We start from the raw sequence: 25,439 nt of genomic DNA, 5'->3' as shown, positions 1-25,439 counted from the left end.
TGCCGTTCGCCGGGGGCCGCGTCGAGCGCCGGCGCCGCGGCCGGCGGCGGAAGGGGAGCGGCGCCCACTGCGGCCTCGTCCCAGTCGGCTATCGCGTCCGCGAGCGCCTGTTCGTCGGCGATCGGAAAGCCGCGCGGATCCGAACCGCCGTCGTCCACCAGGGCGGTCAGCGCGCTCAAGCTGCCCTCGGCCGTCCACGGCAGGCCGTCCGGCATGCCGCCGTGGGCCGGCAGCCAGCGCGGCCAGGGCCGCTTCTCCAGCTCCCCGGGAGCTATGCCCAGCGCCCGGGCCAGCGCCCGCTGGCTGTCGGCCTCCGGCACCACCCCCCAGTCGCTCCCAGCGCCACACCTTCTCCCGGCGCGCCGCCATCGGCACCCCGAGCGCCCGGGCGTGGTCGGCGATGACCCGCGCCAGGTCCTGGTAGCTCCAGCCGTGTCTTCGCCGCACATAGGCGAGCGGATGGGTGGACGCGGCGGAGCCTTCCCCTGCCACGTTGCTGCCGTCCATTCGACCCGGTCCCCACTGCGCGGCGCTCACCGCACCACGCCGCCGCACGCCCCATGCCGTACTTGCGATCAGGCTTTCGAATATCAGGAAGTCGGCGGTCGGCGCCAGCCGGAGGCCGTCACCAGCGCCGATCCGAGTCTCAAACCCCGGTAACGATACCGGACTACACCGAGACAACAGGTCCGCACTTGTAGCAGACTGCCGCCTACCGATTGGCTGTTCGCGATCACTTGACGTAACGCGCTGCCGTGGAGGGCTGCCCGCGGATGACCCCACCGCCGCCACCCTTCCGCTTCGCGCGGGGCAAGGATGACGTGGCTTTTGATCCCGCATTCGGCGACGAGGAACTCGTCGCCGCCCGCGCGGCCCTGACCCAGGGCCGCTGGGACGACGTCCGTGTGCTCCTGGCACGCACCGGCAACGACTGGGACAGTCGCGGCCACCGGCTGGTCGTGCTCGGCGAGGGCAAGTCCACCGCCGCGTGGGCCAAGGAGTGGCAGATGGTCGAGCCGGAGAGCCCGGACGCCGCCGCGCTCGGCGCCGCCGCCGCCGTCTTCCGCGCCGTGAGCGGCAAGCAGAGCGCCGAGTCGGCCCGCGACGCGTGCCTGCGGGTGGCCAGGATGACCCCGAGCGACCCGACTCCCTGGCTCGGCCTGCTGATCCTGGCCCGCCGCACCGGCACCGACGACGAGCAGGTGCGCGCCTTCGACCAGGTCCGCGGCCGGCACCGCGGCCACCACCACGCCCATTACCTGATGACGCAGTGCCTGGCGGAGCGTCAGAAGACCGACGGGGACGACCCGTTCCACGAGGTCTACGAATTCGCCGAATGGGCCGCCGGCGAGGCCGATGCCGGCTCACCGCTGGCGACCTTGCCGCTGGTCGCCCTGGTCGAGCGCTACCGCGCACTGGCCGCCGCGGGCGCCATGCCGCCCGACCCGGCGCGGCTGCCCTACTGGACCAGCCCGCGGGCCCGCACCAGCCTGCGCGCCGCCTTCGACTGGTGGCTGGACTGGGACAACAGGAGCCATCCCCGGCTGGCGCTGGACCTGAACTACCTGGCGTTCGCGAAGTTCCACTCCGGGGACACGGTCGCCGCCGCGGCCCTGTTCAACCGGATCGGGGCGCAGGCGACCCGCGTTCCGTGGTCCTATCTCGACCGCGACCCGAAGAAGACGTTCCGTGCCGCGCGCAACTACGCACTCGGCTTCGGATCCTCCTGAGTACCGATCACCACCCGACCGACCGACGGCCCCGACCCGACGCACTTCCCGATCACGTCCTGAACCGCACCGCCTCACCGGAAGGAAACCGCAGCCATGCTGACGGGCAGTACCAACGAGATCAGCACGTTCAAGGGTGAGGACCGCGCCCTGCGCGCGGACCGGATCGGAACTCCGGGCCTTCTCCTGTCCGTCCTCGCGGCGACCGCTCCGCTCATGGTGGTGGCCGGCGTGGTGCCCACCACCTTCGCCGCGGTCGGCGTGGTGGGCGTGCCGCTGATCTTCCTCATCCTCGGCGCCGTCCTCGTGCTGTTCAGCTTCGGCTACGCCGAGATGAGCCGTCATGTGCACAACGCGGGTGCCTTCTACGCCTACATAGCGCGCGGCCTGGGCGGCACCATCGGTGCCGCGGCCTCCTATGTCGCGCTGGCGTCCTACAGCATCCTGCAGTGCGGTATCTACGGCATCTTCGGTTTCGAGATCTCCAGCCAGATCGGTGAGCACTGGAGCCACAACGTCGACTGGTGGTGGCCGGCCCTCGGCGGCGTGGTGATCGCCGGCGTCTTCGGCGCGCTGAAGATCGACGTCAACGCCAAGGTGCTCGGCGTGCTGCTGCTCGTCGAGACCCTGCTCATCGTGGTCTTCGACGTCAGCTTCCTGTCCGACCCGGGCCCGCAGGGCGTCTCGATGCACGCCTTCAACCCCAGCACCATCACCGGCGCCGGCTTCGGCACCGCGCTGTGCTTCTGCATCGCCGCCTTCACCGGCTTCGAACAGGCGCCGGTCTACGCCGAGGAGACCGCCAAGCCGCAGCGCGTGGTGGCCCGGGTGATGTTCCTGGCGGTCGGGTTCGCCACCTTGTTCTTCGCGTTCAGCGCCTGGGCGATCACTGTGGCGGCCGGCCCGTCCAGCGTCGTCGGGGCCGCGCAGAAGAGCCCGACGATGATCTTCGACCTCAACCAGGCCCGGATCGGCAACACCTTCACCGACATCCTCAACGTCTTCTTCATCACCGGCATCTTCGCCTCGCTGCTCAGCTTCCACAACGTCGTCGCCCGCTACGCCTTCGCGATGGGCCGCGACGGTCTGCTGCCCAGCGGAGTCAGCCGCACCACCCGCTCCGGCGGCGCCCCGGTCGTCGGCTCGCTGATCCAGACCGTCGTCGCGCTGGTCGTCGTCACCGCCTTCGCGGTCACCGACAACAAGCCGGGCGGCGACCCGTCGTTCGCCCCGATGCTGCGGCTGTTCACCTGGGCCGGCAACATCGGCGCGCTCGGTGTGGTGGTCCTGATGGCCGTGTCCTCCATCGCCATCATCGTGTTCTTCATCAAGCGCGGCGCCGCCCGCGTCCAGGCCTGGCGGCTCGTCACCTCGGCGGTGGCCGCGGTGGCGCTGCTGGTGATCGCGTTCTACGCGGTCAAGGACTTCAAGGTGCTGCTCGGCGTCGACCCGGGCCACGGCCTGCGCTGGATCCTGCCCGGCATCGTCGGGATCGCCGCCCTGGCCGGCCTGATCTACGGAGCGGTGCTGAAGGTCAAGAACCCCACCGCGCACGCCCGGATCGGCCAGGGCAACGAGGCCTTCCAACTGGACAAGGCGGCCTCCGCCGCCGAGACGTCCGCCTGACCGTGACACCCGACGGCCCGCCCCGCCCACCCGGGCGCGGGCGGGCCGCCGCCTTTCCCGCCCCCGGCCGTCAGGATGCGCCATGACCCGCTGCTCCACGGAGTCCACCGACCCCACCGACCCCGCCGCCACGGCTGGTTCAGCCGCCGCGACCACCGCTCCTGCCACCGCCGACGCCACCGGCGGCCCGGCAGCCGCCCCGCCGACCGGTTCGGCCGCCCCGCACCCCCTCGACCCGCTGTCCGCCGACGAGATCGGCGCCGCCCGGGAAGTGCTGGCAGCCGAGGGCAGGATCACCGGGTCCACCCGCTTTCCGCTGGTGCTCCCCGACGAGCCGGACCGGCACGCCGTGCGGGCCCACCGCGAAGGCGACGCCTTCGCCCGCCGGGTCCGGGTCACCCTGCTGGACACCGCGACCGGCATCAGCGCCGAGGCACTGGTGGACGTCACCGCCCGGCTGCTGCTCTCCTACCGGGAACTCGACGCGGCACTCGACGGCCAACCGCCGCTGCTCTTCGAGGAGTACGAGACCTGCGACGCGGTCGTCAAGGCGGACGCCGGCTGGCGCAAGGCGATGGCCGAGCGGGGCATCACCGACACCTCGCTGGTGATCGCGGCCCCGCTGGCGGCCGGCCACTTCGGCATCGAGGCCGAGACCGGCCGCCGGATGCTGCGCTCGCTGACCTTCCTGCGCTGCGAGGAGAGCGACAACCCGTTCGCCCATCCGGTCGGCGGCCTGGTCGCCGACGTCGACCTCACCGAGCGCCGGGTGGTCCGGCTGATCGACACCGGCATCGTCCCCACCCCGGTCGAATGCGGCCGTTACGAGGCCGAGTTCACCGGCCCGGCCCGAACCGACCTGCGCCCGCTGGAGATCACCCAGCCGCAGGGCCCGTCCTTCACCCTCCAGGGCCCGGTGCTCAGCTGGCAGAACTGGCGGCTGCGGCTGGATTTCAACGCCCGCGAGGGCCTGGTGCTGCACCAGTTGACCCACCGCGACGGCGACCGCGACCGGCCGGTGCTGCACCGCGCCTCCATCGCCGAGATGGCCGTGCCGTACGCCGAACCCGACGCCGCGCGCAACTGGGTCTGCTATCTCGATGCCGGCGAGTACCTGCTGGGCCGCAACGCCAACCCGCTGCGCCTGGGCTGCGACTGCCTCGGGGAGATCGCCTACGTCGACGCGGTCCTCACCGACGACCACGGCCGCCCCGAGCCGCTGCCCAACGCGGTCTGCATCCACGAGGAGGATGCCGGTTTGCTGTGGAAGCACACCAACATCTTCGACAACTTCGCGGTGGACAGCCGTCGTTCGCGCCGTCTGGTGATCTCCTGGATCGCCACGCTCGGCAACTACGACTACGGCTTCTACTGGTACCTGTACCAGGACGGCACGATCTCCTTCGAGGCCAAGGCGACCGGCCTGGTGCAGACCTCCGCGGTCGAGCCGGGCGCCGGCTCGCGGTACGGCACCGAGACGGCGCCCGGTCTGCTCGCCCCCAACCACCAGCACCTGTTCTGCGCCCGGCTGGACGTGGGGTTGGACGGTCCCGCCAACACCGTCGAGGAAGTCGACGTGGTGCGGCTGCCGATGGGGCCGGACAACCCCAACGGCAACGCCTTCACCAGCCGGGCCACCGCGATAGCGGACAGCGGCGACGGCGGCCGGGTCGCGGACGCCTCGGTGGGGCGGCGCTGGCGGATCAGCAACCCCGCCTCGCTGAACCGGATGGGCCGGCCGGTCGCGTACACGCTGCTGCCGGAGCAGAATCCGCTGCTGCTCGCCCAGCCGGGCTCACCGGTCGCCGAACGGGTGGCCTTCGCCACCAAGAACTTGTGGGTGACCCGCTACCGGCCCGAACGGCACTACCCGGACGGCGACTACCCCAACCAGCACCCCGGACGGACCGGCGTCGTCGCCTGGTCGCAGCCGGGCGATGCGCTGGAGAACACCGATCTCACCGTCTGGCACTGCTTCGGTCCCACCCATCTGCCCCGGCTGGAGGACTGGCCGGTGATGCCGGTCGACGTGTGCGGCTTCACCCTCAAGCCGACCGGCTTCTTCGACCGGAACCCCGCGCTGGACCTGCCGAAGGAGAAGGGCCACGGGGCCGAGGACCACTGCCACACCTGACAGACCGGCCGAGGGCTGACTGAGCGAGCGCTCAGTCAGCCCTTGCCAAGACTGGAACACGTTCCTAGCATCACTGATGTGACATCAGAACTGTCAGACCGGCCGCCCGCCTCCCCGGCGCCCGGTCCGCTGGCAGGCATCCGCGTCGTGGAACTGGCCGGCATCGGCCCCGGTCCGTTCGCCGCCATGCTGCTCGCCGACCTCGGCGCCGACGTGGTACGCGTCGACCGGCCCGGCGGCCCGGGCCTGGGCATCGACCCCGCCTTCGACGTCACCAACCGCGGCAAGCGCTCGGTGCTGGTGGACCTCAAGGCCGCCGGCGGCCCCGGCGCCGTACTCGAGCTGGCCGAACGCGCCGACATCCTGATCGAGGCCTTTCGCCCGGGCGTCGCCGAACGCCTCGGCGTGGGACCCGCGGCCTGCCTGGCCCGCAATCCGGCCCTGGTCTACGGCCGGATGACCGGCTGGGGCCAGGACGGCCCGCTCGCCGCCACCGCGGGCCACGACATCGGCTACATCGCGATCACCGGCGCCCTCGCGCTGGCCGGCCCGGCCGACGCCCCGCCGGCCGCCCCCGCCAATCTCCTCGGCGACTACGCCGGCGGCGCCCTCTACCTCGTCACCGGCGTCCTCGCCGCCCTCCACCACGCGCGGACCGGCGGGTGCGGCCAGGTGGTGGACGCCGCCGTCGTGGACGGCACCGCCCACCTGACCGCGATGATCCACGGCATGCGCGCGGCCGGCGCCTGGCAGGACCGGCGCGGCGCCAACCTGCTCGACGGCGGCGCCCCGTTCTACGGCGTCTACCCGACCGCGGACGGCGGCCACATGGCGGTAGGGGCGCTGGAACAGCGGTTCTACGACACCTTCGCGGCGCTGCTCGGCCTGTCCGCCGAACAGGCCGCCCTGCGGGCGGACCCGGCGCGCTGGGAAGAGCTGCGGGCCGCGGTCGCCGCCCGCTTCCGCACCCGCAGCCGGGACGAGTGGACCGGGGTGTTCGAGACCGCCGACGCCTGTGTGGCCCCGGTGCTCTCGCCGGCCCAGGCGCCCGGCCACCCGCACCTGGCGGCCCGCGGCACCTTCACCGAGGACGCCGGGATCGTCCAGCCGGCGCCGGCGCCGCGCTTCTCGGCCACCCCCACCGCGATACGCCGCCCGCCCGCGCGGCCGGGCGCGCACACCGAGGACGTCGCCGGAGACTGGGACGTCCCCGCACTGCTCGGCAGACCGGCACCTCGGCCGTGAGCCGTGCAGGGGACGAAGCCGTGAAGCCGCAAACCCGCAAACCCGCACGCCCCGCCCGCCTCCGCACCGAAAGGCACCACGTTGAGCACCGAGGCCTACGTCTACGACGCCGTACGCACCCCGCGCGGGCGCGGAAAGGCGAACGGATCCCTGCACGGCACCAAGCCGATCGACCTCGTCGTCGGCCTCATCCACGAGCTGCGGCGCCGCTTCCCCGGCCTGGATCCGGCCGCCGTCGACGACATCGTGCTCGGCGTCGTCAGCCCCATCGGCGACCAGGGCTCCGACATCGCCCGGATCGCGGCCATCGCGGCCGGGCTGCCCGACACCGTGGCCGGCGTCCAGGAGAACCGCTTCTGCGCCTCGGGCCTGGAAGCGGTCAACCTGGCGGCCGCCAAGGTCCGTTCCGGCTGGGAGGACCTGATCCTGGCCGGCGGTGTCGAGTCCATGTCCCGGGTGGCGATGGGCTCCGACGGCGGGGCGTGGGCGATGGACCCGATGACCTCCTACCGGACCGGCTTCGTCCCGCAGGGCATCGGCGCGGACCTGATCGCCACGCTCGGCGGCTGGACCCGGCGCGACGTGGACACCTACGCCGCCCTGTCGCAGGAACGCGCCGCCGAGGCGTGGAAGGACGGCCGTTTCGCCCGCTCGGTCGTGCCGGTGCTGGACGCCAGCGGCCTGACCGTCCTCGACCACGACGAGCACGTCCGCCCCGGCACCACCCCCGAGACGCTGGCCGGCCTCAAGCCGTCCTTCGCCGCGATCGGCGAGGCCGGCGGCTTCGACGCGGTTGCCCTGCAGAAGTACCACTGGGTCGAGCGGATCGAGCACGTCCACCACGCCGGCAACTCCTCCGGCATCGTGGACGGCGCCGCGCTGGTCGCGGTCGGCAACCGGGAGATCGGCGAGCGCTACGGACTGACCCCCCGGGCCCGCATCGTCTCCGCCGCGGTCTGCGGCTCCGAGCCCACCATCATGCTCACCGGCCCGGCCCCGGCCGCCCGCAAGGCGCTGGCCAAGGCCGGGCTGGGCATCGACGACATCGACCTGATCGAGATGAACGAGGCGTTCGCCGCGGTCGTGCTGCGCTTCGCCTCCGACATGGGCGTCGACATCGACAAGGTCAACGTCAACGGCGGCGCCATTGCCCTCGGCCACCCGCTCGGCGCGACCGGCGCGATGATCCTCGGCACCCTGATCGACGAACTGGAACGCCGCGACCTGCGGTACGGGCTCGCCACCCTCTGCGTCGGCGGCGGCATGGGCGTCGCCACCGTCGTCGAACGCCTCTCCTGACCCCTACGGATCCAACGGAGCACCCGACCATGAGCGAGCCCACCACCATCCGCTGGGAGCAGGACGCCGACGGCATCGTCACCCTCGTCCTGGACGACCCCGACCAGTCGGCCAACACCATGAACGCCGCCTTCGCCGACTCCCTGGACGCCGTCCTGGACCGGCTCGAAGCCGAACTCGACCAGGTCGCCGGCGTCATCGTCACCTCGGCGAAGAAGACCTTCTTCGCCGGCGGCGACCTGCGCGACCTGATCCGGGCCACCCCGGACGACGCCGAGCGGGTCTTCGCCGGCTCGATGCGGATCAAGCGCCGCCTGCGCCGGCTGGAGACCCTCGGCAAACCCGTCGTCGCCGCCATCAACGGCGCGGCCCTCGGCGGCGGTTACGAGATCGCCCTCGCCTGCCACCACCGCATCGCCCTCGACACGCCCGGCACGAAGATCGGCTGCCCCGAGGTCACCCTCGGCCTGCTGCCGGGGGGCGGCGGCGTGGTCCGCACCGTACGGCTGCTCGGCATCGCCGACGCGCTGCTCACCGTGCTGCTCCAGGGCCGCCAGTACGCCCCGCGGCGCGCCCTGGAAGCCGGGCTGATCCACGAGGTGGCCACCGACCGCGACGCCCTGCTGGACAGCGCCCGCGCCTTCATCCGGGCCAACCCCGAAGCACGCCAGCCCTGGGACGCCCCCGGCTACAAGATCCCCGGCGGCACCCCGAAGAGCCCCGCCTTCGCCGCCAACCTGCCCGCCTTCCCGGCGAACCTGCGCAAGCAGCTGGCCGGCGCGCCCTACCCGGCGCCGCGCGCCATCCTGGCCGCGGCCGTCGAGAGCTCGCAGGTGGACATCGACACCGCCTTCACCATCGAGGCCCGCTACTTCACCGAGCTGGCCTGCGGCCCCACCGCGAAGAACATGATCCAGGCCTTCTTCTTCGACATGCAGGCGGTCAACTCCGGTGCCAGCCGCCCCCAGGGGGTGCCCGCCCGGCAGGTCACCCGGGTCGCCGTGCTCGGCGCCGGCATGATGGGCGCGGGCATCGCCTACTCCTGCGCCCGCGCCGGCATCGACGTGGTGCTCAAGGACGTCACCCAGGAGGCCGCCGACCGCGGCAAGGCGCACTCGGCCGCCCTGCTCGACCGGGCGCTCGCCAAGGGCCGCACCACCCGGACAAGCGCGACGCGCTGCTGGCCAGGATCACCCCCACCGCCGATCCCGCCGACCTCGCGGGCTGCGAGGCGGTGATCGAGGCGGTCTTCGAGGACGCGGGCCTGAAGCACAAGGTCTTCCAGGAGATCGAGCAGATCGTGGCGCCCGACGCGCTGCTGTGCTCCAACACCTCCACCCTGCCCATCGGCCTGCTGGCCGAAGGCGTCGCGCGGCAGCGGGACTTCATCGGCCTGCACTTCTTCTCCCCGGTGGACAAGATGCCGCTGGTGGAGATCATCCGCGGCGCGCAGACCGGCGACGAGGCGCTCGCCCGCGCCTTCGACCTGGTGCGGCAGATCCGCAAGACCCCGATCGTGGTCAACGACTCGCGCGGCTTCTTCACCTCGCGGGTCATCGGCCAGTTCATCAACGAGGGCGTCGCCATGGTCGGCGAGGGTTTGCCCGCCCCGTCCGTCGAACAGGCCGCCGCGCAGGCCGGCTACCCGGCCAAGGTGCTGGCGCTGCTCGACGAGCTGACCTTGACCCTGCCGCGCAAGATCCGCCGCGAGGCCCGCGAGGCGGTCCAAGCGGCCGGCGGTACCTGGCAGGAGCACCCCGCCGAGCGGGTCATCGACCGGATGGTGGACGAGTTCGGCCGGCCGGGTCGCAGCGGCGGAGCCGGCTTCTACGACTACCGGGACGGCCGCCGCACCGGCCTGTGGCCGGGGCTGGCCGAGCACTTCGGAGCCGGATCGGCCCCCGGGGACCGCAGCGGCCGGCCGGCCGTGCGGATCCCGCTGCGGGACATGCAGGAGCGGATGCTGTTCGCCGAGTCACTGGACACCGTGCGGCTGCTGGAAGAAGGTGTCCTCACCTCGGTCGCCGACGCCAACATCGGCTCGGTGCTGGGCATCGGCTTCCCGGCATGGACCGGCGGGGTGCTGCAGTACATCAACGGCTACCCGGGCGGGGTCGCCGGATTCACCGCCCGGGCCCGGGAGCTGGCCGCGGCCTACGGCGAGCGCTTCAGCCCGCCGGCGCTCCTGGTGGCCAAGGCCGAAGCGGGGGAGCGGTTCACGGACTGATCCGCCGTCACTGATCCGCGATCACCGCTCCGCGGTCACTGCCTGCCGTCACTGCTCTGCCGTCAAGGAGCGTGCGGGCCCGGCCGGGACTCCGGCCAGGCCCGCACCTCCTCGCGCAGCGAACGCTGAAAAGCCGTCACCAGGGCCTGCACCACCAGCGGCTGCATCTGCGCCGACAGCGAGCGCACCGCCGCGGCCTCGGGCAGCCGCACCCCGTCGCGGAAGACGCGGCCGATCTCGTGGGCGGCCGCGCGGGCGTGCGCCAGCATCACCTCGCGGGCAGCGAGGATCGCCTCCACCGGGATCGGCATGTCCAGCAGCCGCATCCCCAGATGCAGGATGCCGGGATCCACCCGGAAGGCGTCCGGATCGCCGGTGCGCTCCAGCACGTTCATCGCCGCCAGCCGGTCCAGGTCCCCGTCCGCCAGTGGCCGGCCGGCCCGGCGCTCCAGCTTCTCCCGGTCGATCTCCTCGATGCCCTCCGGCAGCCAGGACGCCACCAGGGCCCGGTGGATGGCCAGGTCGTGGGCGCTGATGCCGTCCGGGAGCTGCCGCAGATAGCGCTCGATCGCCGCCAGCGTCAGGCCCTGGTGCTGCAACTCCCCGATGAGCGCCAGCCGGGACAGGTGCCCCGGCCCGTAACGGCCCACCCGGCGCGGGCCGATGTCCGGCGGTGGCAGCAGGCCGCGAGCGCTGTAGAAGCGGACGGTGCGGACCGTCACCCCGGCGCGGGCGGCCAGCTCGTCGACGGTGAGACCGGTCTGGGGCACCGGAACAGTATCGCTGTGCCACCGGCGCTGTGAAAGGCCGCGCGGGCCGCCGTACGGGAGGCGTCCGGGATGGGGGAGACGTGGCCGCGCGGCCCCGGCCCGCTTCGCCCGATCGCCCGCGGCGGCGCGCACCGGCCGGTCCCCGTCCGGCCCGTACGCTGGCCCGATGCGTCTTCCTGCGGTCCGGACCCCGCTGCGGGCGGCCCTGCCGCTGCTCCTCGGCTGCTGCCTGTCGTGCTCGGGCGGCGCGGGAGCGGTTCCGTCGGCCCTGCCCGGATTCCCGGCCGGCGTACCCGGAGCCGGCGACCGGCTCTTCCCCCGGGCGGGCAACGGCGGTTACGACGTGACGCACTACGGGCTCGACCTGCGCTACGACCCGGGGCCGGGGGAGCTGACCGGCACCGCCCGGATCAGCGCGACCGCCACCGCGGACCTCGGCCGCCTCGACCTGGACCTGGCGGGCCTCACCGTCCACCGGGTCGCCGTCGACGGGAAGCCGGCCGGCCAGGGCCGTGACGGCACCGAACTGGTGGTGCGCCCGCCCCGGCCGATCACCCGCGGCGCCCGCTTCGAGATCACCGTGCGGTACAGCGGCGTACCGAAGCTGCTCACCGACCCGGACGGCTCGCACGAGGGGTGGTTCCGCACCGGCGACGGGGCGGTGGCCCTGGGTGAACCGGTCGGTTCGATGGCGTGGTTCCCCGGCAACGACCATCCCTCGGACAAGGCGACCTACGACATCACCGTCTCCGTCCCGGCCGGCCTGACGGTGGTGTCCAACGGCGAACTCGCCGGCCGCAGCAGCGCCGGCGGCCGTACCGCCTTCCACTGGCGCACCACCGAGCCGATGGCCACCTACCTGGCCACGGTCGCCATCGGCCACTACACCGTCACCCGGTCCCGCACCCCGGGCGGACTGCCGCTCTATGTCGCCGTCGACCCCCGCTCCGACGACCCGGGCACAGCAGCCGCGCTGCGGCGCATTCCCGAGATCCTGGCCTGGGAGAGCGGCGTGTTCGGGCCCTACCCCTTCGCCTCGGCGGGTGCGATCGTGGCCCGGCTGCCCACCGGCCGGGGCGGCTACGCGCTGGAGACCCAGAACCGCCCGGTCTTCCCGGGCGACGACGGCCCGCCCGCCGTCGCCGTCGGCACACTCGTCCACGAGCTGTCCCACCAGTGGTTCGGCGACTGGACCACGCCGGCCGACTGGCAGGACATCTGGCTCAATGAGGGCTTCGCGACCTACGCGGAATGGCTCTGGCAGCAGCACGAGGGCGGCAGATCCGTGGCCCGGAGCGCCGCCTCGGCCTTCGCCGACCCCGCCGACTGGGCCTTCCCACCCGCCTCGCCCACCGCCGCGCACCTCTTCGACGCCCCGGTCTACGACCGCGGCGCCCTCGTCCTGTACGAACTCCACCGCGCCCTGGGCGACCGGGCGTTCGCCACGCTGCTGCGCACCTGGCCCGCCGCCCACCGCGGCGGCAACGCCTCGACCGCGGAGTTCACCGCTTTCTGCGCGCACCTGACCGGCAAGGACCTGACGCCGCTGTTCGCCACCTGGCTCTACGGAAAGGCCAAGCCCGCCCGGCTGTGACGGCCGCCCGGCCCGGCGGCCTCAGCGCAGGGGCGCGCCGACGGCGTTCATGTGGCGCAGCGCCTGGGCGTAGGAGGCCGCAAGGCCGGTTTCGGTGTAGGGCACGCCCAGGCGCCGGCAGTGCGCGCGCACCAAGGGCTGGACCAGCCGCAGGTGCGGCCGGGGGAGGCTGGGGACGAGGTGGTGCTCGATCTGGTAGTTGAGGCCGCCGAGGAAGAAGTCGGTGAGCGGATTGCCGCGGACATTGCGCGAGGTGAGGACCTGGCGGCGCAGATGGCCCCAGCGCGCGCCCTCCTCCGGCATAGCCATGCCCTTGTGATTGGGGGCGAAGGAGCATCCCAGGTGCAGGCCGAACAGCGCGTGGTGCACAGCCGCGAAGGCGATCGCCTGGCCCGGCGGCAGGACGCCGAGCAGCAGCGCCGTGTAGCCCGCGACATGCGCGACCAGCAGGCCGCCCTCCACCGCGCGGTCCCGGCCCGACAGCCGCCGCAGGTCCTGGAAGCTCGCCACCTTCAGCGCCAGGCCCTCCAGCAGCAGCATCGGGAAGAACAGCCACGCCTGATACCTCGTCAGGAAAGCGGCGAAGCCGCGCCGCCGCGTCGCCTGCGCCCGCGTCCACACCAGCGCGCCCACCTCGACGTCCGGGTCCTTGCCGACGTGGTTGGGGTGGGCGTGGTGGCGGTTGTGCTTGTCCGTCCACCAGCCCGCCCCCATGCCCAGCAGCAGATTGCCGTGCAGGAGCCCCAGTACCCGGTTGGCACGGGCGCCGGCCGCGATCTGCCGGTGCCCGGCGTCGTGCCCGATGAACGCGGTCCGCGCCGACAGCACCGCGGCCGGCGCCGCCAGCGCCAGCACCCACCACGACCCGCCCCCGCCGATCAGCGCCACCGCCGCCCACACCGCGGCCAGGGCCAGCAGATTCCCGCCGATCATCAGGGCGTAGTAGCCGGTCCTCGGCCGCAGCAGCCCCGCGTCCTTGATCTGCCGCAGCAGCGGCGCGAATTCGCTGCCCCCGGCCGGCGCCGCGCGGGCCCGGCCGGGCTCCGCCTCCGGCCGGACGGAGGTGACGGCGAGTGGGCTGCCGGCTGCGGGCATGGGCGCTCCTTCGAAGCGGTGGCGGGGGGTGCGGCCGGGCCTTCCGGGTCGCACTCCCGACGCTACGAATCCGGCCGGTCCCGGACCATGGCGCCATCACCCCGCTTCCCCGGGGGGGCGGCCCGGGTGGAAAACCGGGGGATAACCCCAGGCCCCGATGCCACGATGAAACGCGTGACGAACGACACGACCAACCACACGACCAACCACACGGCCAACCACACGACGAATCACACGACCGACGCCACGGCGGACGGCACCACGGACCGCACCGCGAACGCCGGCCCCGGGAGCGCGACGGCGAGCGCCCCGCGCCCGGCCGGCTGGAGCGCGGCTCCCCACCCGGTGTCCGCCCCCGAATCCGCCGCCCTGCTGCGCCGCTACTACACCGAACTGATCGTCCGCTACTACGACCGTCCGACCACCGACGAGGAGGTCACCGCGACGCTGGCCGAACTCCCCAGCGACGACCTGGCCCGTCCCACCGGTGAGTTCCTGGTCGGCCGCCGCGACGGGGTTCCCGTCGGCTGCGTCGGCCTGCGGGTCCTGGACGCGACCACCGTCGAGATGACCCGGATGTACGTCGTCCCCGAAGCCCGCGGCCAGGGTGTCGCGGCGCTCCTGATCGAGGCGGTGGAGGGGCTGGCCGTCACCGCGTTCGGCGCGCGCCTGATCCGGCTGGACACCCGCAAGGATCTGGTGGAGGCCCGCGGGCTGTACGCCAAACAGGGCTATGCGGAGATCGAGTCCTACAACGACAACTGGCTCGCCGACCACTGGTTCGAGAAGAAGCTGCACCGACCTGGATAATGCGGTCACAAGTCCAGCGAAGAGAGCGGGTTCAGCATCGTGACGACGTCGGTTGTGCGGTCGGTCGAGGCCAGGATCGCCGAGGAGCTCGGCGTACGCGAGGGGCAGGTGCACGCGGCCGTCGACCTGCTCGACGGCGGGGCCACCGTGCCGTTCATCGCCCGCTACCGCAAGGAGGCCACCGGCACCCTCGACGACGAACAGCTGCGCAACCTGGAGGAGCGGCTGCGCTACCTGCGGGAGCTGGACGAGCGGCGCGCGGCCGTCCTGGAGTCGATCGAGTCGCAGGGCAAGCTGGACGACGCCCTCAGAACGCAGATCATGGCCGCCGACTCCAAGGCGCGGCTGGAGGACATCTACCTGCCCTACAAGCCCAAGCGCCGCACCAAGGCGCAGATCGCCCGCGAAGCCGGTCTGGAACCCCTGGCCGAGGCGCTGCTCACCGACCCCGGCACGGACCCGCAGACCCGGGCGGCCGCCTACGTCGACACCGACAAGGGCGTGGCGGACACGGCGGCGGCGCTGGACGGCGCGCGGGCCATCCTCACCGAGCGCTTCTCCGAGGACGCCGACCTGGTGGGCGAACTGCGCACCCGGATGTGGGCCAAGGGACGGCTGACGGCGAAGGTGCGCGAGGGCAAGGAGGAGGCGGGCGCGAAGTTCTCCGACTACTTCGACTTCGCCGAGCCCTTCACCAAGCTGCCCTCCCACCGCGTGCTGGCCATGCTGCGCGGCGAGAAGGAAGAGGTGCTCGACCTCACCATGGAGCCGGAGGAGCCCGCCGAGGGCCCCACCAGCTTCGAGCGGCGCATCGCCCAGCGCTTCGACATCGCCGACCGCGGCCGGCCCGCCGACAAGTGGCTCGCCGACACCGTGCGCTGGGCGTGGCGCACCCGCTTCCTGGTCCGGCTCGGCATCGACCTGCGGGTGCGGCTGCGCCAGGAGGCCGAGGACGAGGCGGTGCGGGTCTTCGCCGCGAACCTGCGCGACCTGCTGCTCGCCGCGCCGGCCGGCACCCGCTCCACCATGGGCCTGGACCCGGGCCTGCGGACCGGCGTCAAGGTCGCGGTTGTCGACGACACCGGCAAGGTGGTGGCCACCGACACCATCTACCCGCACGCCCCCCGCAACCGCTGGGACGACTCGCTGGCCACCCTCGCCCGGCTCGCCGCCGCCCACCGGGTGGACCTCATCGCGATCGGCAACGGCACCGCCTCCCGCGAGACCGACAAGCTCGCCGCCGACCTGATCGCGGCGCACCCCGAGCTGAACCTCACCAAGGCCGTCGTCTCCGAGGCCGGCGCCTCGGTCTACTCCGCCTCCGCCTACGCCTCGGCCGAACTGCCCGGCATGGACGTCTCGCTGCGCGGCGCGGTGTCCATCGCCCGCCGCCTGCAGGACCCGCTGGCCGAACTGGTCAAGATCGACCCCCGGTCGATCGGCGTCGGGCAGTACCAGCACGACCTGTCCGAGGTGAAGCTGTCCCGCTCGCTGGACGCGGTGGTCGAGGACTGCGTGAACGGCGTCGGGGTGGACGTGAACACCGCCTCGGTGCCGCTGCTGCGCCGGGTCTCCGGCATCACCGAGGGCCTGGCCGCCAACATCGTCGCCCACCGCGACGCCAACGGCCCGTTCCGGACCCGCAAGGATCTCAAGGAGGTGGCGCGGCTCGGCCCGAAGGCGTACGAGCAGTGCGCGGGCTTCCTGCGCATCCAGGGCGGCGACGACCCGCTCGACGCCTCCAGCGTGCACCCGGAGTCCTATCCGGTGGTGCGCCGGATGAGCGCCAGCGCGGGCACCGGGATCGCGGGCCTGGTCGGCAACGGAACCCTGCTGCGCACCTTGCGCCCGCAGGACTTCGTGGACGACTCCGTCGGCCTGCCCACCGTCACCGACATCCTCACCGAGCTGGAGAAGCCGGGCCGCGACCCCCGGCCCGCCTTCAAGACCGCGACCTTCAAGGAGGGCGTGGAGGAGATGAAGGACCTGCGGCCCGGGATGCTGCTGGAGGGCGTGGTCACCAATGTGGCCGCCTTCGGCGCCTTCGTGGACGTCGGTGTCCACCAGGACGGGCTGGTGCACGTCTCGGCGCTGTCCGACTCGTACGTGTCGGACCCGCGCGAGGTCGTCAAGCCCGGCGACATCGTCCGGGTCAAGGTGCTGGACATCGATCTGCCGCGCAAGCGGATCTCGCTGACGCTGCGGCTGAACGACGAGCCCGCGGCGGGCGGCAGCCGGCAGCGGGGCGGCGGTGGCGAGCGCCAGGGCGGTGCTCCGCCGCGGCAGGCCAACCGGGGCGGCGGCCAGGGCGGCCAAGGCGGTCAGGGCGGTCAGGGTGGACGCCAGGGCGGTCAGGGCGGCGGCCGGCGCGGCGGCGGACCGGGATCCGGGGCCGGGCAGCCCGCGCCGGGCGGCGCGATGGCCGACGCGCTGCGGCGGGCGGGTCTGACCGGCGGCAAGTAGCCGCAGGGCGCCCTCTGTTGACGTGACCCCGACAGGCGCTAGCCTCCCCGGGTGATCTCAAAGACGCGGGCACCCCGCATTCCGTGGATCTCCGTGCTGCTGGCGGTACTCGCCGCCCTGGCCGCCGTACTCGTCGCCCCCGGCACCGCCGCCCACGCGGCCGGCACCGGGGGCGGCACCGTCCGGCACGGCCTCAGCCAACCCGACTACTCGTACGCCGACGCCATCCGCGAAGCCGTCTGGGTGGACACCGGGCTCGACGGCGACGGCGACGGCCGCACCGACCGGGTGGCGGTCGACATCGTGCGCCCCTCGGAGCCCGCGAAAGCCGGCCGCAAGGTCCCGGTCATCATGGACGCCAGCCCCTACTACTCCTGCTGCGGGCGAGGCAACGAGAACCAGCTCAAGACCTACGACGCCGCCGGCGACATCGTCCAGGCGCCGCTGTTCTACGACAACTACTTCGTGCCCCGCGGCTACGCGACCGTGCTGGTCGACCTGGCCGGCACCAACCGCTCCGACGGCTGCGTGGACATCGGCGGCCCGTCCGACATCCAGTCCGCCAAAGCCGTGGTGGACTGGCTGAACGGACGCGCCGAGGGCTACAGCGCCCGGGCCGGCGGCCACGCCGTGCAGGCGACCTGGACCACCGGCTCGGTCGGCATGATCGGCAAGAGCTGGGACGGCACCATCGCCAACGGCGTGGCCGCGACCGGCGTGCGCGGCCTGAAGACCATCGTGCCGATCAGCTCCATCTCCTCCTGGTACGACTACTACTTCCACCAGGGCGCCCCGCTCCAGGACGGCCCCGAGTGGCTGTCGGACTACGTGGAGAGCGACAGCGCGCACGCGAACTGCGCCGCCGAGCAGCAGAAGATCATCGACGGCTCGCCGCGCACCGGCGACTGGACCCCGTTCTGGACCGCCCGGGACTACGTGAAGGACGCCGGCAAGGTACGCGCCAGCGTCTTCGCGGTGCAGGGCATGCAGGACCTCAACGTCCGCACCAAGAACTTCGGCCAGTGGTGGCAGGCGCTGTCCGCCCAAGGCGTCGAGCGCAAGGTGTGGCTGTCGCAGACCGGCCACGTCGACCCGTTCGACTACCGCCGCTCGGCCTGGGTGCCCACCCTCCAGCGCTGGTTCGACCACTACCTGCTCGGGGTGGACAACGGCATTCAGCGCGAGCCGATGGCCGACATCGAGCGGACGGTGGACCACTGGACCACCGACGCGGTGTGGCCCGCCCCCGGCACCCGTGACACCGCGCTGACCCTCGGCGCCTCCGCCACCGACGGCCTGGGCACCCTGGGCGCGGGACCGGCCACCGCCGGGACCGAGTCGTTCACCGACAACCCGGATCTGTGGGAGGAGGACTGGGCCGCCGCGGCCGACACCGCCACCCCGGACAAGACCGTCTTCACCACTGGCGTGCTGGCCGAGGACCTGCGGGTCTCCGGCGGTGGCACGGTCACCGTCACCGCCGCCTCGTCCACCACCAGCGCCCACCTGTCCGCGGTCCTGGTCGACCTCGGGCCGGAGACCATCCGGAACTACCTGGGCGGCGGCGAGGGCATCACCACCCTCGACACCCGCTCCTGCTACGGCGCCAGCACCGCCGGTGACAGCCCCTGCTTCCTGGACACCGCGGCCGACACCGAAAACGTCGACCACAACGTCTTCAGCCGCGGCTGGGCCGACCTCGGCCACTTCAAGTCGCTCGCCCACGGGGTGCCGCTCACCCCGGGCAAGCCGTACACCATGACCATCCAGCTGGCCGCCACCGACCACGTGGTGCCGGCCGGGCACCGGCTGGCACTGATCGTCGCCGGTACCGACGGCGGGCTGATCCTGCCGCCGGACACCACGCCGAAGGTGACCGTCGACCTGCGGCGGTCGGTCGTCCGGCTGCCCCTGGTCGGCGGAGCGGGCGGTCTGCGGTCGCGACTGGCCGCCACCGCGCCGCACGGCCTGGTCGCGGGGCCGGCGGCGGCCTCGGCGCCGTCCTTCACCGGGGCGGCCGACCTGGGCTGACGCGCGGGCCGGCCACGGCGCGACAAGAACTCGACAAAACGGATAAAAGACCGCCGCCGGGAACGCCGGCGGGAACCAGGGCGGTCCGCGGCGCGTTCCTCTGGGTAAGTACGGAGCACACGCGGCGCGGGCCGCCGTGAGATGGAGGCGGGGACATGTCGAGTCGAGCGAAGCTCGCAGTCGGTGGCGCGGTAGTAGGTCTGATTCTGCTCATCTGGGTGCCGTGGTGGGTGACTTTCCTGATCATCGTCGGCGTCCCGGCGATCGCCTACATGACCCTCGACTCCTCGCAGCGGCGCCGGCTGCGTCATGTGAGCCGCCGGCAAATCGGTCGCTGACCGGGCGCGGCCCCCGGTACGGTGCGTGTACGGCCCGGGCATCGGATCGAGGGGGCGGTCGCCGTCATGAGCAACAGTCGGGTCGTCGCGGTGAGCCGCGACGCCGAGCACCGCTTCACCAAGATCAACCAGGACGCCATCAGGCTGCTCACCGGCCTCGGCGTGGAGGGTGACGCGCACCTGGGCGTGACCGTCCAGCACCTGTCGCGCATCGCCCAGGACCCGGCGCAGCCGAACCTGCGCCAGGTCCACCTCATCCACGACGAGCTCTTCACCGAACTGCGCGCCGCCGGCTACGAGATCGCCCCCGGCGACCTTGGCGAGAACGTCACCACCCACGGTGTGGACCTCCTCGGCCTTCCCACCGGCACCCGGCTGCACCTCGGCCCGGACGCGGTGGTCGAGATCACCGGCCTGCGCAACCCGTGCCGCCAGATCGACCGCTTCCGCGGCGGCCTGCTCAAACACGTCGTCGGCCGCGACGAGGCCGGCCGGACCGTCCGCCGCAGCGGCGTCATGGGCGTGGTCCTGGCGGACGGCGACGTCCGCCCCGGCGACCTCGTCGGCGTCCACCTCCCGGCCGCCCCGCACCGGCCGCTGGAAAGAGTCTGAGCCCCCTTGAGACCCGACAGCCCCGCCCCGGTCCCTGTTGCCGCCCGCTCGGTGGACGACCTGCGCGTCCTCACCGCGAAGGGCACCCGGGTCAAGTACCTGCACTTCTGGGGCCACAGCCCGCAGCGCGACGGCAGCCCCGGTGCGGGCTGCCTCAGCCAGTGGTGGCACGCCCCCTTCAGCGTGGACGGCGTCCGCTACGCCACCGCCGAGCACTGGATGATGGCCGGCAAGGCCCGGCTCTTCGGTGACACCGACGCCGAGCGGCGGGTGCTGGCAGCCGGTCACCCGCACGCCGCCAAGGCGGCCGGCCGGACGGTCCGCGGCTTCGACGAGGCGCAGTGGGTCCGCGAACGCTTCGCCCTGGTTGTCGAGGGCAGCACGCACAAGTTCGCCGCCCACCCCGATCTGCGGGCCTTCCTGCTCGGTACGGGCCGGCGGGTCCTGGTCGAGGCCAGCCCGGTGGACCGGATCTGGGGCATCGGCCTGGCCGCCGACGACGAGCGGGCGGCCCGCCCGGCCGCCTGGCGGGGGCTCAATCTGCTGGGGTTCGCGCTGATGGAGGCGCGGGAACGGCTGATCGCCGACCCGCGGCCGTAGAGTGCGGAGCAGCGGCCTTCGTGCCGCTGACCCGTCAGCCGAATCGCTGAAATGCCCTACGCGGTGGCGCCGTGAACCGTAAGGCGGCCGCGTCGCGGTAAGCCGTACCGCCCGCACCGCGGTCAAGGGGAAGGGACCCGCAGGAGATGACGGAACGTCTGGTCGTGATCGGCGGCGACGCCACCGGCATGTCGGCGGCCTCGCAGGCCCGGCGGCGCAGGTCCGCCGACGAACTGGAGATCGTCGCCTTCGAGCGCGGCCGGCACACCTCCTACTCCGCCTGCGGCATCCCCTACTGGATCGGGGGCGACACCACCGGCGACGCGCTGATCGCCAGGACGCCCGACGAACACCGCGCCCATGACATCGACGTACGGCTCGCCACCGAGGCGATCGAGGTGGACCCGGCGGCCGGCCGGGTGCGTACCCGGGACGCCGACGGCCGCGAGGAGTGGACCGGCTACGACCATCTGGTGATCGCCACCGGAGCCGTACCCGTGCGGCCGTCCATCCCCGGCATCGACGCCGACGGTGTCCACGGCGTGCAGACGCTCGACGACGGTGAGGCGGTGCTGCACGGTCTCGGCGGGGCCGGCGTACGGCGGGCCGTCGTGGTCGGCGGCGGCTACATCGGCGTCGAGATGGCCGAGGCGCTGCTGCGGCACGGCCTGGACGTGACACTGGTCGACCGGGCCGAACAGCCGATGACCACCCTCGACCCCGACATGGGGCGGCTGGTGCGCGTCGCCCTGGAGGGCCTCGGTGTCCGGGTGGTCTCCGGTGTCACGGTGAGCGCGGTACTGACCGGCGACGACGGCCGGGTGCGGGCGGTGGCCACCGACGAGGACGAATACCCGGCGGACATCGTGGTCCTGGGCATCGGCGTCCGTCCCGGCACCGAACTCGCCCGCGCCGCCGGCCTGCCGCTCGGAGCGCACGGCGGACTGCTCACCGACCGCGCGATGCGGGTGCCCGGCACCGAGCGGATCTGGGCCGGCGGCGACTGCGTGGAGGTGCTCAACCTGGTCTCCGGCGCGCTCCAGCACATCGCGCTGGGCACCCACGCCAACAAGCACGGGCGCATCATCGGCACCAACATCGGTGGCGGGTACGCCACTTTCCCCGGCGTGGTGGGCACCGCGGTCAGCAAGGTGTGCGACGTGGAACTGGCCAGGACCGGGTTGCTGGAGGCCCAGGCGCGGGCCGCCGGCCTCGAGTTCGTGACCGCCGTCATCGAGTCCACCACCCGGGCCGGCTACTACCCCGACGCGGCCACGATGACGGTCAAGATGCTGGCCGAACGCGGCACCGGCCGGCTGCTCGGCGTCCAGATCATCGGACGCGAGGGCGCCGCGAAACGGGTCGACATCGCGGCGGTCGCGCTCACCGCGGGCATGACGGTGGGGCAGATGGTCGATCTGGACCTGGGCTACGCGCCGCCGTTCTCCCCGGTGTGGGACCCGGTGCTGGTCGCGGCGCGGAAGGCGGCGGACGCGGTGGCGGCCGACATCAGGAAGTCGTGACCGCTCCGACCGTCACGACGTCGTGACGGCGGTGGTCCGCGCCGGAGCGGCGGCCAGCCGGCCGAGGGCTTCCAGCAGCGGTGGCAGCGACGGCCCGCGTCCGACCGGCAGCACCTCGCCGGGAGCCTCGTCCAGCAGCACGAACGCCATGTCGTCGATCCGCGCCACCAGGCTCCAGCCGGGCCCGTCGGCGCGCAGCGCGCCATGGGCGGTCCGCACCCGGCCGGCCGGCGGTACCTGCCGCAGATAGCCTTCGGCGGCGGCAAGGGCGCGGCGCACGCCGGGGTGGGAAGGGGCGGGGGCCGCGGATCTGGCGGAGTCGGTGGCAGCGTCGGCGGCGGAATCGGGGCCGGGCTCAGGGCCGGGCTCGGGGCCGGGCTCGGAGCCGGTCCGCGGGTCGGCGGTGTCCTCCGGGCCGGCGACCTGGTCGCGCCAGTCCCGCCAGTGGACCGCGATCTCGTCGGCGCCCAGCCGGCGTTGGGCGGCCCCCCACACGGAGCTGTCGGGTGGCGTCAGGGGCGGGCGCCCGGCGGCTGCCTCGTCCGGGTCGTACGGCTCGGGGACGCCGGGCGCGGCGACCGCCACCGGCACCGGCCAGCCCGGCAGGGACGCGGCGATGCTGACCTCCTCCGGGGACAGGTCGTATTCCAGCCCGCAGTCCCAGGCCGCCAGCGCACACGCCACCATGGCGGCATCCGTGCTGGCCACCGTCCAGCGGGCGCCCGTGCCGTCCTGCCCGAACACCAGGCCGTAACCGGCGTCCAGCGGTGCGAGGCCGAGCCCCGCGCAGGCGGCCGGGTAGTCGTCTCCCAGCACGCCGGGGAACCGCTCCGGCGTGAGCATCGCCGCGGTCAGCACGAACAGCGCGTCCCCGTCCTCCGCAAACTCCGCCGCGGCCATCCGCCGTCCCCCTCGCATCCCGGTCCGCGCACCTTAACCAGCCGGTAACGTCCCCGTCGAGAGCGCGCCCGGGGGAAAATCCGCTCGGAGAGGTGCGCCGGTGCGGCGGCGGCGCGTACTCGCCGGCGTCGGCACGGCGACACCGCGTCCGGGGCCCGTCGTGCCCGGTGGAGCCGGTCCACCCCGTCGACCCGCGCTCCGAGGGGTCGCTGGTGGCTGTGCATCATGGTCGTATGATCAGCCTTCGCTCCATTGCCCTCTTCGTCGTCGCCGCGATCCTGGAGATCGGCGGCGCGTGGCTGATCTGGCAGGGTGTGCGCGAGCACCGCGGAATCGGCTGGGTGGGCGCCGGCGTGGTCTCCCTCGGCCTCTACGGTTTCGTCGCCACGCTGCAGCCCGACGCCGCCTTCGGCCGGATCCTCGCCGCCTACGGCGGAGTGTTCGTGGCCGGCTCGCTGCTGTGGGCGGCGGTCGCCGACGGATACCGGCCGGACCGGTTCGACATCACCGGCGCGCTGATCTGTCTGCTCGGCGTCGGAGTCATCATGTACGCGCCGCGCGGACGGTGACGCCCTCCGGTGCGTGCGCGGTTCGCGTCGCGTTCGCCCGTGGCTCCCATCCGCCCCACTCGACTCTCCGGACCCACCGACCCCGACCGTCCGGGGGAGTCGATCTGGGACAACCCCCGAGGAGGGGTTGCCGTCGCGGGCAGTCCGTACCAGGCTGCGTAACGCAGCGGAGACGGGAGGTAGGCGATGACGGTGAGTAACGGGCTTGCGTGGTTGCTGGACGACCTGACGCAGCGGGTGCCGCACGTGCGGCACGCGCTCGTCCTGTCCAACGACGGGCTGGTGACCGGCGCCAGCGGCGAGCTGGACCGTCCGACCGCCGAGCACCTGGCCGCTGTCTCCTCCGGCTTCCACAGCCTGGCCAAGGGCGCCGGGCGGCATTTCGGGACCGGCGGTGTGCGCCAGAGCATGATCGAGTTCGACGAGGGTTTCCTCTTCGTCACCGCGGCAGGGGACGGCAGTTGCCTGTCCGTGCTGAGCGAGATGGAGGCGGACGTCGGCCAGGTCGCCTACGAGATGACGCTGCTGGTGCACCGGGTCGGCGAGCACCTCGGGGTGCCGGCGCGCCAGACCGAGGCGCCTTTCTGAGCCCTGGAGGGCCTGCGCCGTCCGGTGTTCGCGAGTTGTCCACAGGCCCGCCGACGAGCTGTCGCGTCCCGCGCTAGATTGATCACTGTCAGTGATCAATCGGTGGGGGAGTGATGGCAATGAAGACGGTCAAGTCGGCGCGGCACGCGAAGCCGACCAAGGGGAGCAGGCTGACCAGGGCGGTCAGGGCGGAGAGGGGGGCCGCCGCGACCGGGCCGACCCGGCCGAGCGAGTCGAGAAGGTCGAAGGGGTCGGGGAAAGCCGCGAAGCCGGCGGCGGGCGCGGAGTCCGGCAGGCCGGCCAGCGCCGTGAAGCGGTCGAACGGGACGGCCGGCTCGAAGGCGGGCAGTGACCTGCGGGCGGCTGAGACGACGCAACAGCGCTCCTGGGGGTCCGGCGCGGTGGCGCCGCCGCCCGGCAGCGGGCCTGCGGAGCGCGGCCTGCTGCCGCTCGCCCGAGCCCGGGACGAACTCGGCCTGGACTACGACGAGTTCGAGGTGGCCCTGCAGATCGGCGAGGTGCCCTGCGTCGCCTGCGGACCCGGTCAGTGGAAGGTGCCCGCGCAGGCCGTCGCCCGGCTGCGCGCCGAGCCGGACCATCGGGAGGCCCTGCTCGCCCGGCTACGGCTGGTGAACAGCGACGAGGCCGCGAGACTGCTCGGGATCGGCCGGGAGCGATTCGTCCGGCTGGCCAGAGCGGGATACGTCCGCCCGGTCCGCTGGTACGTCAACCAGTACCAGGCCGTGGTGTGGATCTACCTCGCCCGGGAGCTCACGGAGTTCGCCGACCGGCGCCCGGCCCTGCTGCACGGGCCGCTGCCGGCGGACTTGCGGGAGGCGGTGGCGGCAGGTGAGGACGAGCGACCCCGCGGGTGGCGGGCGCGCCGCACGGCCCAGCTCGTCCGGGACGCCCACGACGCGTGGGAGGAGGCCGCGGTCTGGGCCGCGCTGCTCGGCCCCGAGATCGTCGCCGAGGCCGTGCCGGACCCTGATGATCGCGGCCATCTGCGAAGGCTGCGCGCGGAGCTGCCGCCGGGCCGGGTCGGGCGGGCCTCGGCGGAGCGGATCAGCGAACTGACCAGCGCCGACCGACCGGAGGAGATCGCCGCGGCGCTGCTCGCGCTGGCCACCGCACTCGGCAGAGCCCGCGCCCTGCGGGCCGCGCCCCGATTCCCGGGCACCGAGCCACTCCCGGCGCGGCCCCTGCCGCCGGCCCGGCCCGCGCTCTCACCATCCGAGCCCCCGCTCCCGCACATGGCCCCCGAGGTCCGCGCGCCGGCACACCG

At 73.3% G+C, this 25,439-nt stretch carries 19 protein-coding genes and 2 pseudogenes; 17 read left to right on the top strand and 4 right to left on the bottom strand.

Annotation, left to right across the window (positions count from 1 at the left end):
- Positions 1-323, bottom strand: a pseudogene (locus GA0115240_RS23520) (hypothetical protein); the annotation flags it as partial.
- A gap of 450 nt (positions 324-773) precedes the next feature.
- On the opposite strand from GA0115240_RS23520, the gene GA0115240_RS23515 reads away from it, so the two are divergent.
- The 6 genes and pseudogenes from GA0115240_RS23515 (at position 774) to GA0115240_RS23490 (ending at position 10,261) form a co-directional block, all read left to right on the top strand.
- Complete coding sequence (locus GA0115240_RS23515; protein WP_093739370.1) at positions 774-1,730, top strand: hypothetical protein; 957 nt, start codon at positions 774-776, stop codon at positions 1,728-1,730.
- Positions 1,731-1,826: 96 nt separating this feature from the next.
- A complete protein-coding gene (locus tag GA0115240_RS23510; RefSeq protein WP_093739368.1) occupies positions 1,827-3,356 on the top strand; it encodes an APC family permease in 1,530 nt (509 codons plus the stop codon).
- Between the two features lie 82 nt (positions 3,357-3,438).
- Positions 3,439-5,490: a primary-amine oxidase gene (locus GA0115240_RS23505; protein ID WP_093739366.1), complete on the top strand. Its 2,052-nt coding sequence runs from the start codon at positions 3,439-3,441 to the stop codon at positions 5,488-5,490.
- 78 nt (positions 5,491-5,568) lie between these two features.
- Entirely contained in the window at positions 5,569-6,735 is a 1,167-nt protein-coding gene (locus GA0115240_RS23500; RefSeq protein ID WP_256069948.1) for a CaiB/BaiF CoA transferase family protein, read from the top strand.
- 81 nt (positions 6,736-6,816) lie between these two features.
- Positions 6,817-8,034 carry an acetyl-CoA C-acetyltransferase gene (locus GA0115240_RS23495; protein ID WP_093739364.1) on the top strand — a complete coding sequence of 406 codons (1,218 nt, stop codon included), beginning with the start codon at positions 6,817-6,819 and terminating at the stop codon, positions 8,032-8,034.
- Positions 8,035-8,063: 29 nt separating this feature from the next.
- A pseudogene (locus GA0115240_RS23490) lies at positions 8,064-10,261 on the top strand (3-hydroxyacyl-CoA dehydrogenase NAD-binding domain-containing protein).
- A gap of 62 nt (positions 10,262-10,323) precedes the next feature.
- Here GA0115240_RS23490 and GA0115240_RS23485 read toward each other — a convergent pair.
- Positions 10,324-11,031 (bottom strand): MerR family transcriptional regulator, encoded by a 708-nt coding sequence (locus GA0115240_RS23485; protein WP_093739362.1) that lies wholly within the window; start codon positions 11,029-11,031, stop codon positions 10,324-10,326.
- Positions 11,032-11,197: 166 nt separating this feature from the next.
- Here GA0115240_RS23485 and GA0115240_RS23480 point away from each other — a divergent pair, with 166 nt between their 5' ends.
- Positions 11,198-12,625 (top strand): M1 family metallopeptidase, encoded by a 1,428-nt coding sequence (locus GA0115240_RS23480; protein WP_093739360.1) that lies wholly within the window; start codon positions 11,198-11,200, stop codon positions 12,623-12,625.
- Between the two features lie 21 nt (positions 12,626-12,646).
- Here GA0115240_RS23480 and GA0115240_RS23475 read toward each other — a convergent pair whose 3' ends face one another.
- Entirely contained in the window at positions 12,647-13,720 is a 1,074-nt protein-coding gene (locus GA0115240_RS23475; protein ID WP_093739358.1) for a fatty acid desaturase family protein, read from the bottom strand.
- Positions 13,721-13,894: 174 nt separating this feature from the next.
- Between GA0115240_RS23475 and GA0115240_RS23470 the strand changes: the two genes are divergently transcribed.
- The 7 genes from GA0115240_RS23470 (at position 13,895) to GA0115240_RS23440 (ending at position 22,097) form a co-directional block, all read left to right on the top strand.
- Positions 13,895-14,530, top strand: coding sequence for a GNAT family N-acetyltransferase (locus GA0115240_RS23470; protein WP_256069947.1), 636 nt, complete (start codon positions 13,895-13,897; stop codon positions 14,528-14,530).
- Between the two features lie 39 nt (positions 14,531-14,569).
- Positions 14,570-16,993, top strand: a complete 2,424-nt coding sequence (locus tag GA0115240_RS23465) for a Tex family protein (protein WP_093739354.1) — start codon at positions 14,570-14,572, stop codon at positions 16,991-16,993.
- 51 nt (positions 16,994-17,044) lie between these two features.
- The gene (locus GA0115240_RS23460) at positions 17,045-19,024 is read left to right on the top strand and encodes a Xaa-Pro dipeptidyl-peptidase (RefSeq protein ID WP_256069946.1); all 1,980 of its coding nucleotides are present in this window, start codon (positions 17,045-17,047) and stop codon (positions 19,022-19,024) included.
- Positions 19,025-19,179: 155 nt separating this feature from the next.
- Positions 19,180-19,362: a hypothetical protein gene (locus GA0115240_RS23455; protein ID WP_093739352.1), complete on the top strand. Its 183-nt coding sequence runs from the start codon at positions 19,180-19,182 to the stop codon at positions 19,360-19,362.
- Between the two features lie 66 nt (positions 19,363-19,428).
- Positions 19,429-19,974, top strand: coding sequence for an MOSC domain-containing protein (locus GA0115240_RS23450; protein ID WP_093739350.1), 546 nt, complete (start codon positions 19,429-19,431; stop codon positions 19,972-19,974).
- Positions 19,975-19,980: 6 nt separating this feature from the next.
- On the top strand, positions 19,981-20,574 hold the full coding sequence (locus GA0115240_RS23445) for an NADAR family protein (RefSeq protein WP_093739348.1): 594 nt from the start codon (positions 19,981-19,983) through the stop codon (positions 20,572-20,574).
- A 146-nt stretch (positions 20,575-20,720) separates the two neighbouring features.
- Positions 20,721-22,097, top strand: a complete 1,377-nt coding sequence (locus GA0115240_RS23440; RefSeq protein WP_093739346.1) for an FAD-dependent oxidoreductase — start codon at positions 20,721-20,723, stop codon at positions 22,095-22,097.
- A 12-nt stretch (positions 22,098-22,109) separates the two neighbouring features.
- On the opposite strand, the gene GA0115240_RS23435 is transcribed toward GA0115240_RS23440, so the two are convergent.
- Positions 22,110-22,997, bottom strand: coding sequence for a hypothetical protein (locus GA0115240_RS23435; protein ID WP_093739344.1), 888 nt, complete (start codon positions 22,995-22,997; stop codon positions 22,110-22,112).
- A 233-nt stretch (positions 22,998-23,230) separates the two neighbouring features.
- On the opposite strand from GA0115240_RS23435, the gene GA0115240_RS23430 reads away from it, so the two are divergent.
- From GA0115240_RS23430 to GA0115240_RS23420, 3 genes are all read left to right on the top strand, one after another.
- On the top strand, positions 23,231-23,566 hold the full coding sequence (locus tag GA0115240_RS23430; protein ID WP_093739342.1) for a YnfA family protein: 336 nt from the start codon (positions 23,231-23,233) through the stop codon (positions 23,564-23,566).
- 186 nt (positions 23,567-23,752) lie between these two features.
- Positions 23,753-24,154 carry a roadblock/LC7 domain-containing protein gene (locus GA0115240_RS23425; RefSeq protein WP_093739340.1) on the top strand — a complete coding sequence of 134 codons (402 nt, stop codon included), beginning with the start codon at positions 23,753-23,755 and terminating at the stop codon, positions 24,152-24,154.
- Between the two features lie 308 nt (positions 24,155-24,462).
- Positions 24,463-25,439: DUF6397 family protein (locus GA0115240_RS23420; RefSeq protein WP_093739338.1), on the top strand; the 977-nt coding region annotated here is incomplete at its 3' end.

This window comes from Streptomyces sp. DvalAA-14 (assembly GCF_900091855.1).
In the GTDB taxonomy this organism is placed as follows: Bacteria; Actinomycetota; Actinomycetes; order Streptomycetales; family Streptomycetaceae; genus Actinacidiphila.
Note: the sequence above shows the minus strand (reverse complement) of the source record. Positions and strands in the feature narration are given on the sequence as shown.

Coding starts and splice junctions, on each gene's coding strand:
- GA0115240_RS23425 (WP_093739340.1), top strand. CDS start 23,753: ATGACGGTGAGTAACGGGCTTGCGTGGTTGCTGGACGACCTGACGCAG.
- GA0115240_RS23515 (WP_093739370.1), top strand. CDS start 774: ATGACCCCACCGCCGCCACCCTTCCGCTTCGCGCGGGGCAAGGATGAC.
- GA0115240_RS23480 (WP_093739360.1), top strand. CDS start 11,198: ATGCGTCTTCCTGCGGTCCGGACCCCGCTGCGGGCGGCCCTGCCGCTG.
- GA0115240_RS23430 (WP_093739342.1), top strand. CDS start 23,231: ATGATCAGCCTTCGCTCCATTGCCCTCTTCGTCGTCGCCGCGATCCTG.
- GA0115240_RS23440 (WP_093739346.1), top strand. CDS start 20,721: ATGACGGAACGTCTGGTCGTGATCGGCGGCGACGCCACCGGCATGTCG.
- GA0115240_RS23510 (WP_093739368.1), top strand. CDS start 1,827: ATGCTGACGGGCAGTACCAACGAGATCAGCACGTTCAAGGGTGAGGAC.
- GA0115240_RS23435 (WP_093739344.1), bottom strand. CDS start 22,997: ATGGCCGCGGCGGAGTTTGCGGAGGACGGGGACGCGCTGTTCGTGCTG.
- GA0115240_RS23475 (WP_093739358.1), bottom strand. CDS start 13,720: ATGCCCGCAGCCGGCAGCCCACTCGCCGTCACCTCCGTCCGGCCGGAG.
- GA0115240_RS23455 (WP_093739352.1), top strand. CDS start 19,180: ATGTCGAGTCGAGCGAAGCTCGCAGTCGGTGGCGCGGTAGTAGGTCTG.
- GA0115240_RS23505 (WP_093739366.1), top strand. CDS start 3,439: ATGACCCGCTGCTCCACGGAGTCCACCGACCCCACCGACCCCGCCGCC.
- GA0115240_RS23450 (WP_093739350.1), top strand. CDS start 19,429: ATGAGCAACAGTCGGGTCGTCGCGGTGAGCCGCGACGCCGAGCACCGC.